Raw genomic sequence first — 13,755 nt, 5'->3', positions numbered from 1 at the left:
ACGGCTTTCTACTTGATCGTGCCGTGACCCAGCCACCACCCTGGCCCGAGCGTCCGGTCATCGTGTGCGGCACCGCCGGTGGTGTCGGCACCTCGGTGATCGCGGCGCTGCTCGCCGATCACCGTGCCGCAACCACTCTGGGCGAATCGTCGTGGTGGATCGACGCCGCCGGCAACGACGGGGATCTCGAACTCCGCATGCGTGCGGGCGGCGACCCCGACCTCCTGCGGTCGACGTTCGGCACTGGTCTGTACCTCGCGCACGACGAGGACACGATCAGCGAAAGCGTCGCCTACGCGTGGGGTCAGGGCGCAGTGCCGGTGGTCGACGCCGGTGCCCGCGCCCTGTCGGTACTGCCTGATCTTGCCGAAGGCCCGTTGGCGCAGCACATGATTCCGGTCCTCGTGCTGAGCCCGCGGCCCGACTTGCTGAATCGTGCACGCATCTACCTCGACCAGTGGCAACGCATGGGCGTGCTGAGTAGGACGATCATCGTGATCAATCCTCAAGTGCCCGATATCGATCCGCGTCCGCTGCAAGATCTCGTGGTGGCGGCCGTGTCGGGCGAGGTCGCCGGCGTGATCGCACTCGAGTACGACCCGGTCCTCGGCGCCGGAACCGGACTCGACCGTTCCGCTCAGGAGAACCTGGCCCAGTCGACACGGGATGCCCTGCGCGAGTTGGCGATTGCGTCCGGAAGTCGGCCGTAGGTTACACGACGGCGGATCAGCTACCGCTACGGATCCACCAGTAGACGATCAAGCCGACCACGAACACGAATACGTAAAGGGAGCCGACCACGATGGCCGCGACCGCATATGGTCGGCCCTCTTCTCGTGAGCGGCCAATGTCGATCACGGACTTGTAGCCCAGGCCGATACCGATCAGCGCCGTGATGCCGAGCATCGACAAGACGAGCGCCCAGATCGCCATCCGGTTGACGCGGCGTCGGGGTTCTGGTGGTGCGGTGGGTCGTCGGTTGTCGGCCGGCTTGGCCAGGTTCGGGCGCACGGGTTCCTCCGGAGCAGCATCGATCGGGGAATCACGGTCGGGTTCGGGGTCGGAGCGCACCGCTGAATACGCCAGCGCCGACTTGTCGCTGCCCTTGTCGAGGCCGCGACCGGCGGGCTCTGGTCTCGAGGAGGGTACGGGCGCGAAGTCGTTGTCGTCGTCGTAGAACGGATCGAGACGCTCGTCGGGTCCGTCCGACGAACGCGAGCCCAGGGCACTTGTCGGCGCCGAAGTGGGTGGCCGCGGGCCGGGCGGACGCGCACCGGACGGGGGAGCACCCCGACCCGGAGGTGGACGCTGGCCCGGCGGCGGACGATAGCCGGGGGGAGGCCCACCCGGTCGCGGCGGCGGTCCGGACTGCGTCGTCGGGTGCGGTCCTGTGGTCCTGGGAGTGACGCTCTGCGGTCCCGTCGTGCGGGGCGAGCGGGGTGGCATCGATCCGGCGCGCGGCGGGATGGGCTGACCGCCGGTGGTGGTCGGACCGACGCCGGAACGCGCTGGGCCGCCGGTCGGGCGCGGACCGGTGACTGGGCCGCGCGGCGGGATCGGATGGCTGCCGGTGGTGCGACGCGGGTCGGGCGTCGGGGGTCGGGCCGACGATGGCTCGCCGGACGGCGGACGCACGGGTGCACTCAGCGGAGCCCGCGGAGGACGCTCCCATGGGGCCAGGCTGCCGGAGCCGGCCTCGGTGGACGATGGAGCCGGTCCGGCGCCACGTGCGTCATCGGCATCGCCCGGGCCGGGCGGCCGATTGCGTTCGTCGTCGGAGGTCACGGTTCCAAATTACCTGTGGCGATCGACCGGCCGCCGTCAGGAGGCCTCTGACGTCGACTTCTCGGAGTCGATCGTCGTGGTCAATTCCTCAACACGGGGCACAGTGGCAGACACCGGAGCAGGTTCGCGCCGCGACCGTCGGACCAGCAGGACAGCGATGCCGGCCGACACACTCGCGACCAGCGCACCTGCGGCGGCGATCAGATACTTCTTGGGCATGTGGACAAGACTGCCAGTCGACGCGACACGATGCCAGCGGGGTTGGTCGTGCAGTCTGACCACCGACTTCGTCGCAGATGGTTGGATGGAGGTGTGACCACACCGAATTCTTCTGTAACCATTCACACCAATCGCGGCGACATCAAGGTCGACCTGTTCCCGAATCACGCTCCCAAGACCGTCGCGAACTTCGTCGGTCTCGCCGACGGCAGCAAGGACTACACCAAGCCCAACGCGTCGGGCGGCAACTCCGGACCGTTCTACGACGGCTCGCCGTTCCATCGCGTCATCGAGGGATTCATGATCCAGGGCGGCGATCCCACCGGCACCGGCACGGGCGGCCCGGGCTACCAGTTTGCCGACGAGTTCCACCCGGAACTCCAGTTCGACCGCCCCTATCTGCTCGCGATGGCCAACGCCGGACCCGGCACCAACGGCTCGCAGTTCTTCATCACCGTCGGCCCGACCCCGCACCTGAATCGTCGCCACACGATCTTCGGCGAGGTCACCGACCCCGCGTCGCAGCAGGTGGTCGACGCGATCGCCACCACCTCGACCGACCGTCGTGACCGTCCGCTCGACGAGGTCGTCATCGAGAAGATCGAGGTCAACTGACCGGCCCTCAGTACACGCCACCTCAGGTGGCCGTGTGCTACCGGCACCCCGACCGCCCCACCGGGCTGTCCTGCAGTCGGTGTGGGCGGCCGGCGTGTCCGGAATGTCTGCGTCCCGCCGCGGTCGGCCAGCACTGCGTCGACTGCCTGCGCGACGACGGAGTCCAGCGAGGTTCGGCCAATCCGGGACGACGGTCGTGGTCGTTCCGGGCCATCTCGTCGAGCCGGACGCCGTACGCGACCTACGCGCTGATCGCGATCAACCTGATCGTGTTCGGACTGTGCGTTGCCGAGGCCGGTGTCACCGACCCCTCGAACGCGGCACTGTTCGCACACGGTGATCTCGTCAAGGGCATCGTCGGCGACGGTGAGTACTGGCGTCTGCTGACCGCCGGATTCCTGCACTTCACCGTGATGCACGTCGCAGTGAACATGATTTCGCTCTACATCATCGGCCGCGACCTCGAGATCGCCCTGGGCATCTACCGGTATCTCGCGGTGTACCTGATCTCTCTACTCGGCGGCAGCGCTGCCGTGATGCTCTTCGAAGCCGACAACGTCCAGACCGCGGGCGCATCCGGTGCGATCTACGGGCTGATGGGGGCGATGCTGGTGATCGTTCTCAAGGCCCGCGTCTCGCCGACCCCGGTGCTGGTGATCATCGGTTTCAACGTGGTCCTGTCGATCTCGTTGCCGGGCATCTCCCTGATGGCACATCTCGGCGGTCTGGCCTTTGGCGTCGCCGCAACGGCCGCGATCGTCTACCTCCCCGAACTGGTGCTGCCACGCAATCGGCTCGACGCGGCGTCGGCATCGCGGGTGTCGTGGGCCGCGCTCGGCGTTCTGCTGGTGCTGGCGCTCGCTGTCGGGGTCGGCGCAGGAGTCATGTACAGCGGGCCGATGATCCTGCGCTGAAAGGTGTTGCTCCCCCGCAGGTGCCTTCCTCCGCTCCCTGAGGTGTGAGGAGCCCCCACCCGCTGCCTGAGGTGTGAGGAGCCCCCACCCGCTGCCTGAGGTGTGAGGAGCGCTAGCGACGAGCCTCGAAGGCCTGGTGAGAGGACATTGTCGTCTCACCACGGGCTTCGAGGCTCGCAGGCTCGCACCTAGCCAGCGGGTGGCGACTGTTCGCTTGCACCTCCGGCGGGAGTGGACTCTTTGCTGCTCAGCCGGCGATCGGGGCGTGTCCTACGGCCGCGCGTCGTCGACCGTGAAGCCCGCGCGGCGCAATTCGTCGACCACGGTGATGAGGTCGGCACCGAGATCCCATCGGCTGAAGACCACCAGCCGGGCGTCGTCGCGCGAGCCGGCGCCGTCGGGGAGCAGATCGATCTCCAGCTGCGCGGTCCGGCGTCCGATCCGACGCAGGGCCAGCAGGCGGATGCGTTCGACCTGATCCGGCGCGTAGGTGTGGACGCCGCCGATCGTCCGGATCGTCAGCTGCGGTGGTGACGCCGCAACGGCCAGACGTGGCCGGATGATCAGCGCGTACCCGCCGAAGGCCAGCAACAGGACGCCGGCGACAGAGATCATCAGCAACCCCACCGCGTCGGGAGCTGCCACCAAGGCCACCGCGAGCAGGACGAACCCGGCGATACAGAGGGCTGCGGCAGCGGCTCGGGGGGTCGCCCAAGAGGCGTCGACAGAGTTATCCACAGAAGTTACTCACAGTGGGGATGAATTACACACATGTGATTTCCACAGTGTGGAGAACCTGATGCGGACAATATGCGCAGGTCAGCGCCACCGCATGGTCATCAGGAGGCCGGCGACCATCAGTGAGAAGCCGATGAGGAAGTTCCACGCCTCGAGGTTCGCCATCCAGTGCAGGGGCTGGCCCTCGCCGCCGTACGTGGTGTTGCTCGCGGCCAGGTAGTAGACGACGAGCCAGGCGAGTCCGAGCACCATGAGCCCGAGCATCACGCCCACGTAGATCGAACTGGACGGTCCGGCCTTGACCTTGACCGGGGTCCGGCTGGCCGGGTTGATGGTGTAGTCGGTCTTCTTCCGGACTTTTGACTTCGGCATGACTTCCTCTGTAGTACGACACCGCGCAGTTGGGATGGCTCCCGGCGCGCGCAAAAGCTCTCCTCTACGGTATCTCACCTGGTCGCCGTCGTAACCACCCCTGCTGCGGCGGTAGCCTGTCGGGGTGCAACGCATCCTGGTCATCGACAACTACGACAGCTTTGTCTACAACTTGGTCCAGTACCTGGGCCAGCTCGGTGTCGAGGCTGTGGTGTGGCGCAACGACGACCCGCACTTGGACACCGAGAATCTTGTCTCGGCGACAACCGGATTCGACGGTGTGCTGCTCAGCCCGGGCCCGGGGACCCCGCAGCGCGCCGGCGTGACGACGCCGATGGTGACCGTCGCGGCCGAGCACGGGTTCCCTCTGCTCGGTGTCTGTCTCGGACATCAGGCGATCGGTGCGGCTTTCGGCGCGACCGTCGACCGTGCGCCAGAACTTCTGCACGGCAAGACGTCTCAGGTCGCCCACGACGGCGTCGGCGTCCTCGCCGGCCTACCGGATCCGTTCACGGCCACCCGCTACCACTCACTGACCGTGGTGCCCGACACCATCCCCGACGAACTCGTCGTCACCGGTCGCACCGAATCGGGCATCGTCATGGCCATGCAACATCGGGAGCTGCCGATTCACGGCGTGCAGTTCCACCCGGAGAGCGTGCTCACCCAGGGCGGCCACCGCATGCTCGCCAACTGGCTCGCGGTGTGCGGCATCGAGATCCCCGAAGAGCGCGTCGCCGCGCTGGAAGCCGAGATGGCGGCTGCCATCACGCGCTGAGGAGTCAGTTGGGCAGCAGACTCGCTTGTCCGACGACGATGCTGATCGACCCGTTCTTGCGCACCTTGCTTCCCGGGGCGGGGTCTTGCCCGATGACCTTGCCGTCGTCGGGGCTGCCGAGCGGGACGTTGCGCGTCGACCGCGTCAGCGTGCTGCGATCCCAACCTGCCCGGCTCAGCTCGGCCAAGGCTTGGGCGGGGGTGCTGCCGCGGAGATTGGGCATCACGAACAGGTTGCCGCGCGACACCGAGACCTGCACGACGCTGCCCTCGCTGACCTCGACGTCGGCCGACGGCGACGAGCTGACCACTCGACCGGCAGGCTGGTCGGAGTCGACCTGCACGACGACCATGCGGAGCTGGATCTGCTCGAGATACACCTGCGCCTGCTGCCGGGTTTGACCCACCAGATTAGGCACGGTCACCAGCTTGGGACCGTTGCCGATGCGCAGTTCCACGACCCCGGTCACGGGCACCTCGGTGCCGATCATGGGGGCGGTCTCGACCACCTTGTCCTTCAGTTCGGCGGTCGAGTCGACGCGGACGGTCTTGACGTCGGTGAAGCCGCGGCGTTTGAGCATCTCGGTCGCTTCGGGCAGCGTCTTGCCGCGGACGTCGGGGATCTTCTCGCGTGGTGGACCCGACGATATGTAGAGCGTCACCTCGGAACCCTCGGCGGCCATCACGTTGTCGCCGCCCGGTGTGGTGCGGGTCGCGTGGCCGACGTCGATGGTGGCACTCGGCTCCTGGAGTTCCTTGACCTCGAACCCGGCCTTCTCCAGCGCCGACCGCGCGTCGGGTGTGGTCAGGCCCGCGACATCGGGCACCGAGACCTGCCGGGCGGAGTCGTCGGAGCTCCACGGCGCCCAGAAGAACAGCGCAGCGACCAGCAACAAGACCACGGCCGCGACCGCCCCGAACATCACTGGTTTGGAGCGGCGTCGGACCGCCTGCGGCCCGGTGTCGTCGTCCTCGCGTCGATGTGAACCACCGCCGGCCGCCTCGGCGCGCATGGCCTTGCGTGGGCCGGTGTCGATGAACTCGGTGCGTTCGGCGTCCGACAGCAGCAGCGGCGCCGACGGTTTGCCGCCGGCGAGCACCTTGATCAGATCGGCGCGGAGATCGCCCGCCGACTGGTAGCGGTTCTCCTTGTTCTTGCTCATCGCCTTGAGGACCACGGAGTCGAGTTCGCGCGGGATCTCTGGCTTGACGTGCGACGGCCACGGCGGATCCTCGTGGACGTGCTGGTGTGCGACGGCGACCGGCGAATCACCGGTGAACGGCGGCTCCCCGGTGAGCAGCTCGAAGAGCACGCACCCCATCGAGTAGATGTCGCTGCGCGGATCGACCTTGATGCCGCGCGCCTGCTCGGGCGACAGGTACTGCGCGGTGCCCATCACGGCCGACGTCTGCGTCATGGTCGCGCTGGTGTCGCTCATGGCGCGGGCGATACCGAAGTCCATCACCTTGACCGCACCGGACTTGTCGATCATGACGTTGGCCGGTTTCATGTCGCGGTGCACGATGCCGTTGCGGTGTGAGAAGTCCATGGCGGCGGCGACGTCGGCCATCCACGTCATCGCCTGCCGCGGGGCGACCGGACCGTTGGAGCGCAAGATGTCGCGCAGCGTGTCGCCGTCGACGTACTCCATCACGATGAACGGCAGCGGACCGTCGTCGGTCTCGGCCTCACCGGTGTCGAAGACCTGCACGATGGTCGGGTGGTTCAGCTTGGCCGCGTTCTGGGCTTCGCGCCGGAAGCGCAGGTAGAACGTCGGATCGCGGGCCAGATCGGCGCGCAGCACCTTGACCGCGACATCCCGGTGCAGGAGAAGATCGCGGGCGTAGTGGACCTCCGACATACCGCCGAACCCGAGCGTTTCGCCCAGTTCGTAGCGGTCGGAGAGGTGATGCGGCGTCGACATCATGGTATCGGCGGGAAGGACAACCAGGGCGGTGCGGTCTGAGCGCCGGGGTCGGTGCTCTCGCTCGTCTGGGGTTCGGTGGTCGGTGTGGTGGTGTTCTCGGTGGTCGTGCGGGTCGTCGGCCGCCGAGTGGTGGTCGTCGTGGTCGGCGTGGGGGTGTCGTCTTCGGTCTCGGTGGTCTGCGGCGGTGCGACCGTCGTCGTCTGGAACTGCGTCACCGTCGTCGACGACGGGGTCGGCGCGCTCGCCCCCGACGAATCCTTGGTGAGCAACCAGAAGCCGATCAGGCCGATCGCACCGACGAGCAGCGCGGCGGCCACCCCGGCGAGCACCTTCTGGCCGGTGGTCCAGCTGTCATCCGGGGGCGGGATCGGCGTGGAACGGGGGGCGGTCGGCGGGCGTGACGCCGCACTTGCCGGCGCGGTACGGGACAGCGCCGCAGCACCAGCGGCCCCGGCAGCCGCTCCCGCGACTGCGGCGGCACCCGGACGCGGCGGCCGACGACCCGCCCGCACCGCGGCGACGGCGTCGGCGAACTCGCCACCGTTGGCGTAACGCTGACGCGGATCCTTGGCCATCGTGATCTCGATGAGTTCACGCACACCCGACGGCAGGTTGCTCGGCAGCGGCGGCGGGGTTTCCCGAATGTGCTTCATGGCCACCGTGATTGCGCCGTCACCGAGGAACGGTCGGCGGCCGGTGAGCGACTCGTAGCCGACGACGCCGAGCGAATAGACGTCCGACGCCGCGGTCGCCTCGTCGCCGGTGGCCTGCTCGGGCGAGATGTACTGGGCGGTGCCCATCACCATGCCGGTCTGGGTGACCGGTGCGGAGTCCACCGCCTTCGCGATACCGAAATCGGTGATCTTCACCTGGCCGGTCGGGGTGATCAGGATGTTGCCGGGCTTCACGTCGCGGTGCACGAGCCCCTGGCTGTGCGCAGCCTGCAGCGCCCGACCGGTCTGCTCGAGCATGTCGAGGGTGTTGGTCAGCGAGAGCCGGCCGAGACGGGAGATCACCGAGTTGAGCGGCTCACCGTCGACGAGCTCCATCACCAGATAGGCGAGCGCTTCGCCGCCGGCCCGATCGGGTGTCTCGCCGTAGTCGAAGACGTTGGCGATGCCGGGGTTGTTCAGCTTGGCGGTGGTCTGCGCCTCCGCGCGGAACCGTGCGATGAACTCAGGATCGTTGGTGTACTCGGCCTTGAGAACCTTGACCGCCACCCGACGATTCAGCCGGGTGTCGAGCGCCTCCCACACCTGTCCCATACCGCCGGTCGCGATCAGCCTCATCAGGCGGTAGCGATCGGCGATGGTCATGCCGTTCTGCAAGGTCATCGACCTGGACCTCCCACCACTGCGTTGATCACTTCCCGTCCGATCGGTGCGAGATCGGCGCCCACCGACTTCACGCCATTCCTACCGTTTTCCACGACGACCGCAAGGGCCACCTGTGCGTTCGTCGACGGACCGAACGCGATGTACCACGTCACCGGCGTCGCGTTCGGGTCCGACAGTTCGGCCGTCCCGGTTTTCGACGCAACGGTGACAGCGCCGCCGCTACCGTTGGTCTCCTGTTCGGACAGCACCATCATCCGGGTCAGGGTCGACGCCTGATCCGAGGTGATCGGCTGGTTGATCGTCGCCGGTTGAGTGGTCTCGAGGGTGCGCAGATCAGCCGCCTGCAGTTTATCCACCAGGTACGGGCGCATGCGCACGCCACCATTGGCGACGGTAGCGGCGATCATCGCGTTCTGCAGCGGGGTGAGGCGGACGTCGCGCTGACCGATCGCCGATTGGGCGAGCACATCCGGGGAGGTGATCGAACCGACGGTCGACTCGGTCACGGTCATCGGGATGTTCGGTCCGGGCTGATCGATCCCGAACAGCCGGGCGGTCTCGGTGAACACTGTCGTCGCATCTTTCATCTTCGTGGTCACCAGGTCGGCGAACGCGGTATTGCACGAGAACTTGAACGCCGTTTCGAGCGTTACGGTTCCCCCCGACGACCCGGGGCACGTCTCGCCGTCGTAGTTCTCCAAGCTCTGGTTGGTGCCGGGCAGCACGATCGACGGCGACGCGGTCAGCCGGATGCTGGTGTCGATCCCGTCGCGCAGTGCGGCCGCCGACGTGATCACCTTGAACGTCGATCCGGGCGGGTAGAGCTGGTTGATGGCGTGGTTGAGCGTGGGCTGACGCGGATCCTTGGTCAACCGGTCCCAGTTGCGGAACTGCTCGTCGGCGTCGTGGCTGGCCAGCAGGTTCGGGTCGAAGCTGGGTGTCGAGACCATCGCGAGGATCTTGCCGGTGTTCGGTTGCAGCGCCACCAGCGAACCGCGGCACGGACCGTCGCACGGCCCGTTGCGCAGGGCGTTGTAGGCGAGCCGCTGGATCCGGGGGTCGATGGTGGTGACGACATTGCCGCCGCGCGGATCACGGCCGGACAGCATGTCCATGAACCGTTGACCGAACAGCCGGTCGTCGGAGCCGTTGAGGATGCTGTTCTCGGCATCCTCGATCTGGCTGTTGCCGTAGATGTGCGAGAAGTAGCCGGTGATGGGTGCGAACCCGAACGCCGTCTCCCCCGGATACACGCGTTGGAACTTGAAGCGGCCGTCGGTGGGCACCGAACTGGCGATCACGGTGCCGCCAGCCGTGATGAGACCACGCTGCCGGGAGAACTCGTCGAGCAGGATGCGGTCGTTGCGGCTGTCGGTGCGCAGGCTGTTGGCCTTGAACACCTGGACGTAGGTCGCGTTGGCCAGTAGTGCCACCATCATCAGGATGACCGCGACCGACACCCGTCGGATCGGCTTGTTCATGCGCGGGTCACCGCCTGCGTGGGCAGCGATTCGACCGGCTTGGGTGCCGGTCGGCGATTGGCCGGATCGGGCTCGCGGGCCGCGTTGGAGATCCGCACCAGCAGGGCCAGAAGAATGTAGTTGGCCAGCAGCGACGACCCGCCGTACGACATGAACGGCGTCGTCAGACCGGTCAGCGGAATGAGTTTGGTGACGCCGCCGACCACCACGAAGACCTGCATCGCGATGGTGAACGACAGCCCGGTGGCGAGCAGTTTGCCGAAGCTGTCGCGGACGGCGACGCCGGTGCGCAGTCCGCGCATGATCAGCACCAGGAACAGCAGCAGGATCGCGGTGAGGCCGGCCAAGCCGAGTTCCTCGCCGATCGTCGCGATGATGAAGTCGGTGTTGGCGAACGGGACGGTGTTGGGCCGGCCCGACCCCAAACCGGTGCCGAGCAGGCCGCCGGTGGCCAGGCCGAACAGGCTCTGGCCGATCTGATAGCCGTCGCCGTAGAAGTCGGCGAACGGGTCTCGCCAGATGGACACCCGGAGTTGGAGGTGGCTGAACAGCGAGTACGCCAGGACCGCCCCGGCCGCGAACAGCGTCAGACCGATCACCAGCCAGCTGACCCGTTCGGTGGCGACGTACACCATCGTCAGCATCGTGGTGAAGATGAGCAGCGACGTGCCGAGGTCGGACTCGAAGGCCAGCACGCCGATCGCGATCGCCCACGCCGCCAGCAGCGGTCCGAGGTCACGTGCGCGCGGAAAATCCATCCCGAGGAAGTGTCGGCCTGCGGTGGTGAACAGGTCGCGCTTGGCCACCAGGAACGCCGCGGTGAAGATGATGATGAGGATCTTGGAGAACTCGCCGGGCTGAATGTTGAAGAAGGGCGTGCGAATCCAGATCTTGGACCCGTTGATCGTCGACCATCCGGCCGGCAGGATCGCCGGGATCGCGAGGAAGATGATGCCGCCGAGACCGAGGGTGTAGGCGTACCGAGACAGCGTGCGGTGATCGCGTACGACGATGAGGATCGCCGAGAAGGCGATGACGCCGAGGAACGCCCAGAGCAACTGCTGGTCGGCGTTGCTGGTGTGTTCGGTGGGGACGGGTGTCTCGTTGGATGCGGTGCCCAGGTCGAGCCGGTGGATGAGCACCAGGCCCAGCCCGTTGAGGACGGCCACCACCGGCAGCAGGATCGGGTCGGCGTGGGGTGCGTACCGGCGGATCACGAAGTGCGCCGCACCGAACAGCAGGATGTAGGCGCCCACGTACTTGAGGAGCGCCCAGGTGATGGACTGCCCTTGTGCGGCTTGCACGATCAACAGCGCCACCGTGACCAGGCCGATCGCGAACACCAGAAGCAGAAGCTCGGTGTTGCGGCCGGTCTGCTCGTTCGGTTGACGCGGGGGTGCGTGCGGAGCGGGCGCGGACTGGGTCATTTTTGTCGGCAGTCCGGGTAGCCGACAGGTGGGGTGTTCGGCACGGTGCCGGTGGCGTTCGGATCGTCGAGCGGGGGTCGCGTGGTGGACGGTGCCGGAGCGGGGTTCGGGCGCGTCGGCGCCGTGGTGGCGCCCGGAGTCAGCGTCGAATCGGCTCCGCCGCCGCCCGGATATCCGGGTTGGTTGCTCGGCGTCGTCGTGCCGGTCCGCGGTGGCGGAGTGCTCGTCGGCATGTCCTGGCACACCGGAAGCAATTCGCCGCTGATCGAGTTCTCGACCTCGTCACGACTGAGGTTCTTGATCTTCAGGTCGACGATCGACTGCGCGGTGGCCTGTTTCAGATCGAGCAGGCGCAGGGTGCGGGCACATTCCTGGCCCTCGTCCTTGAAGACGATCTGCGGCACCATCTGCGCGTCGGTCTCGATGCATCCGTTCGCCGCAGGCCGATTCATCGTGCGGAAGAGGAACTTCTCCGGCGAACCCTGACGGATCACGACGTTGCCGTCGGTCAGGTTGTTGACCTGGGTGGTGTCGGTGGCGGTCGCGTAGTAGTTGCTGTAGATCGTCGCCCGGATCACGAAGTACCCGATGACGAGTGCAGCGACGACGATCAGCGCCACGCCGAGTGCGATCCAGCGGCCCAGATGACTGCGGCGGCCGGTCGGCGCCGGCTCGTCGAGGACGGTGGGGCGCAACGGTTCCGCGGGTGGCGGCCGCAGCGCAGCGGCGCGTCCGGCCGCGGTCTTCGGGTCCGGGGTGTAGGTGTCTTCGTGGCCGCCGGCGGCACCACCGACGATGGGCCGGGAGTCGCCATATTCGGTGTCGACGACGTCGCCGATCACCACGGTCACGTTGTCCGGACCACCGCCGCGGAGTGCGAGCTCGATGAGGCGGTCGGCGCATTCGCGGGGGTCGGCGATGGAACCCAGTGTCTCCCCGAGGGTTTCCTCGGTCACGACGTCGGACAGGCCGTCGCTGCACAGCAGGTAGCGATCCCCGGCACGGGCCTCGCGCACGGTCAGTGTGGGTTCCACCTCGGTGCCGGTGAGGGCGCGCATGATCAGCGAACGCTGGGGATGGGTGTGCGCCTGTTCGGCCGTGATGCGACCCTCGTCGACCAGGGTCTGGACAAAGGTGTCGTCGCGGGTGATCTGGGTGATCTCGCCGTCGCGATACATGTATCCGCGCGAATCACCGATGTGGCACAACCCAATTCGACTTCCGGCGAACAGGATTGCGGTGAGCGTGGTGCCCATGCCCTCGAGTTCGGGCGACTGCTCCACCTGCGCGGCGATCGCCTCGTTGCCGGCATGGGTGGCGCGGTCGAGCGCGCTGAGGAGGTCGCCGCCGGGTTCGTCGGCGTCGAGGGAGCTGAGCGCCTCGATGACGAGTTGGCTGGCCACCTCGCCGGCCGCGTGCCCGCCCATGCCGTCGGCGAGGGCGAGCAGGCGAGGACCGGCGTACGCCGAATCCTCGTTGTTGGACCGGACCAGGCCACGGTCGCTTCGGGTGAAATAGCGCAGGACAAGGGTCACGGGCGCAACTCGATCACGGTCTTGCCGATCCGTATCGGCGTGCTGATCGGGACCTTGACCGGCGTCGTCACCTTGGTGCGGTCGAGGTAGGTGCCGTTCGTCGACCCGAGATCCTCGATGTACCAGTCGTCGCCGCGGCGCGAGAGCCTCGCGTGGCGTTCTGACGCGTAGTCGTCGGTGAGAACAAGGGTCGAGTCGTCGGCGCGGCCCATGAGGACGGGCTGGCTGCCGAGGCTGATGCGGGTGTTCGCGAGCGCGCCGTGGGTGACGACGAGGTGTCGGGCCGATCCGCGCTGCGCGGGGTTGCGTCGTCGCTTGTCGCTACCGGAATAGCGGGGGAGTCGGAGGCCGCCTGCGCTGGCGATGTCGGTGCGCAGGGTCCGGATCACGGCGAACACGAACAGCCACAGCAGCAGCAGGAACCCGATGCGGGTCAGCTGCAGCACCAAGCCCTGCATCTTTCGTTCACCTCCAGCGCCATCACACGTCCGGTCTGTTCGCTCCGCCCCCTGGCGCCAGTCGAATCAGCAGACCCGACTGCATCTTATGGGCAGATCGCTCAAACTCCGTCATTCGGATATGACAGTTCAGTATCAACCGTGACCGCCGTGCCGTGCGGCACTTCGG

At 67.3% G+C, this 13,755-nt stretch carries 14 protein-coding genes; 4 read left to right on the top strand and 10 right to left on the bottom strand.

Going from position 1 to position 13,755, the window contains the following annotated elements; translation table 11 throughout:
- Window positions 1-23 precede the first annotated feature (23 nt).
- Window positions 24-710: a hypothetical protein gene (locus tag MKW15_RS17670; RefSeq protein WP_308221067.1), complete on the top strand. Its 687-nt coding sequence runs from the start codon at window positions 24-26 to the stop codon at window positions 708-710.
- Window positions 711-726: 16 nt separating this feature from the next.
- On the opposite strand, the gene MKW15_RS24600 is transcribed toward MKW15_RS17670, so the two are convergent.
- On the bottom strand, window positions 727-1,785 hold the full coding sequence (locus tag MKW15_RS24600; RefSeq protein ID WP_308221066.1) for a DUF4190 domain-containing protein: 1,059 nt from the start codon (window positions 1,783-1,785) through the stop codon (window positions 727-729).
- 36 nt (window positions 1,786-1,821) lie between these two features.
- Window positions 1,822-2,004 carry a hypothetical protein gene (locus MKW15_RS17660; protein ID WP_240860458.1) on the bottom strand — a complete coding sequence of 61 codons (183 nt, stop codon included), beginning with the start codon at window positions 2,002-2,004 and terminating at the stop codon, window positions 1,822-1,824.
- Between the two features lie 93 nt (window positions 2,005-2,097).
- Between MKW15_RS17660 and MKW15_RS17655 the strand changes: the two genes are divergently transcribed.
- Entirely contained in the window at window positions 2,098-2,619 is a 522-nt protein-coding gene (locus MKW15_RS17655) for a peptidylprolyl isomerase (protein ID WP_240860456.1), read from the top strand.
- Between the two features lie 32 nt (window positions 2,620-2,651).
- Window positions 2,652-3,533 carry a rhomboid family intramembrane serine protease gene (locus MKW15_RS17650; protein WP_240860454.1) on the top strand — a complete coding sequence of 294 codons (882 nt, stop codon included), beginning with the start codon at window positions 2,652-2,654 and terminating at the stop codon, window positions 3,531-3,533.
- A 270-nt stretch (window positions 3,534-3,803) separates the two neighbouring features.
- On the opposite strand, the gene MKW15_RS17645 is transcribed toward MKW15_RS17650, so the two are convergent.
- Together MKW15_RS17645 and crgA are read right to left on the bottom strand one after the other, a co-directional pair.
- Window positions 3,804-4,271 (bottom strand): PH domain-containing protein, encoded by a 468-nt coding sequence (locus tag MKW15_RS17645; RefSeq protein ID WP_240860453.1) that lies wholly within the window; start codon window positions 4,269-4,271, stop codon window positions 3,804-3,806.
- Between the two features lie 81 nt (window positions 4,272-4,352).
- On the bottom strand, window positions 4,353-4,643 hold the full coding sequence (crgA, locus tag MKW15_RS17640) for a cell division protein CrgA (protein ID WP_240860452.1): 291 nt from the start codon (window positions 4,641-4,643) through the stop codon (window positions 4,353-4,355).
- A gap of 124 nt (window positions 4,644-4,767) precedes the next feature.
- Here crgA and MKW15_RS17635 point away from each other — a divergent pair, with 124 nt between their 5' ends.
- Complete coding sequence (locus MKW15_RS17635; RefSeq protein ID WP_240860451.1) at window positions 4,768-5,421, top strand: aminodeoxychorismate/anthranilate synthase component II; 654 nt, start codon at window positions 4,768-4,770, stop codon at window positions 5,419-5,421.
- 4 nt (window positions 5,422-5,425) lie between these two features.
- On the opposite strand, the gene pknB is transcribed toward MKW15_RS17635, so the two are convergent.
- Genes pknB through MKW15_RS17605 form a run of 6 tightly spaced genes read right to left on the bottom strand, consistent with a single transcriptional unit; the run spans window position 5,426 to window position 13,586 of the window.
- Window positions 5,426-7,345: a Stk1 family PASTA domain-containing Ser/Thr kinase gene (gene pknB, locus MKW15_RS17630; protein ID WP_240860450.1), complete on the bottom strand. Its 1,920-nt coding sequence runs from the start codon at window positions 7,343-7,345 to the stop codon at window positions 5,426-5,428.
- Window positions 7,345-8,682: a protein kinase domain-containing protein gene (locus MKW15_RS17625; RefSeq protein ID WP_240860449.1), complete on the bottom strand. Its 1,338-nt coding sequence runs from the start codon at window positions 8,680-8,682 to the stop codon at window positions 7,345-7,347. Before MKW15_RS17625 ends, pknB begins: the two co-directional genes overlap by 1 nt.
- Window positions 8,679-10,166 carry a penicillin-binding transpeptidase domain-containing protein gene (locus MKW15_RS17620; RefSeq protein ID WP_240860448.1) on the bottom strand — a complete coding sequence of 496 codons (1,488 nt, stop codon included), beginning with the start codon at window positions 10,164-10,166 and terminating at the stop codon, window positions 8,679-8,681. The genes MKW15_RS17625 and MKW15_RS17620 overlap by 4 nt, the downstream gene beginning before the upstream one ends.
- Window positions 10,163-11,593, bottom strand: a complete 1,431-nt coding sequence (locus MKW15_RS17615) for an FtsW/RodA/SpoVE family cell cycle protein (protein WP_240860446.1) — start codon at window positions 11,591-11,593, stop codon at window positions 10,163-10,165. The genes MKW15_RS17620 and MKW15_RS17615 overlap by 4 nt, the downstream gene beginning before the upstream one ends.
- Window positions 11,590-13,128, bottom strand: a complete 1,539-nt coding sequence (locus MKW15_RS17610) for a PP2C family protein-serine/threonine phosphatase (protein ID WP_240860443.1) — start codon at window positions 13,126-13,128, stop codon at window positions 11,590-11,592. Before MKW15_RS17610 ends, MKW15_RS17615 begins: the two co-directional genes overlap by 4 nt.
- Window positions 13,125-13,586, bottom strand: a complete 462-nt coding sequence (locus MKW15_RS17605) for an FHA domain-containing protein FhaB/FipA (protein WP_240860442.1) — start codon at window positions 13,584-13,586, stop codon at window positions 13,125-13,127. Before MKW15_RS17605 ends, MKW15_RS17610 begins: the two co-directional genes overlap by 4 nt.
- Window positions 13,587-13,755: the final 169 nt, after the last annotated feature.

Origin of the sequence: Gordonia gummivorans (genome assembly GCF_022513585.1) — a bacterium.
Classification (GTDB): domain Bacteria; phylum Actinomycetota; class Actinomycetes; order Mycobacteriales; family Mycobacteriaceae; genus Gordonia.
Note: the sequence above shows the minus strand (reverse complement) of the source record. Positions and strands in the feature narration are given on the sequence as shown.

What these genes read in the sequence shown, in the direction of transcription:
- MKW15_RS17660 (WP_240860458.1), bottom strand. Translation starts at nt 2,004, where the DNA reads ATGCCCAAGAAGTATCTGATCGCCGCCGCAGGTGCGCTGGTCGCGAGT.
- crgA (WP_240860452.1), bottom strand. Translation starts at nt 4,643, where the DNA reads ATGCCGAAGTCAAAAGTCCGGAAGAAGACCGACTACACCATCAACCCG.
- pknB (WP_240860450.1), bottom strand. Translation starts at nt 7,345, where the DNA reads ATGTCGACGCCGCATCACCTCTCCGACCGCTACGAACTGGGCGAAACG.
- MKW15_RS17625 (WP_240860449.1), bottom strand. Translation starts at nt 8,682, where the DNA reads ATGACCTTGCAGAACGGCATGACCATCGCCGATCGCTACCGCCTGATG.
- MKW15_RS17620 (WP_240860448.1), bottom strand. Translation starts at nt 10,166, where the DNA reads ATGAACAAGCCGATCCGACGGGTGTCGGTCGCGGTCATCCTGATGATG.
- MKW15_RS17615 (WP_240860446.1), bottom strand. Translation starts at nt 11,593, where the DNA reads ATGACCCAGTCCGCGCCCGCTCCGCACGCACCCCCGCGTCAACCGAAC.
- MKW15_RS17605 (WP_240860442.1), bottom strand. Translation starts at nt 13,586, where the DNA reads ATGCAGGGCTTGGTGCTGCAGCTGACCCGCATCGGGTTCCTGCTGCTG.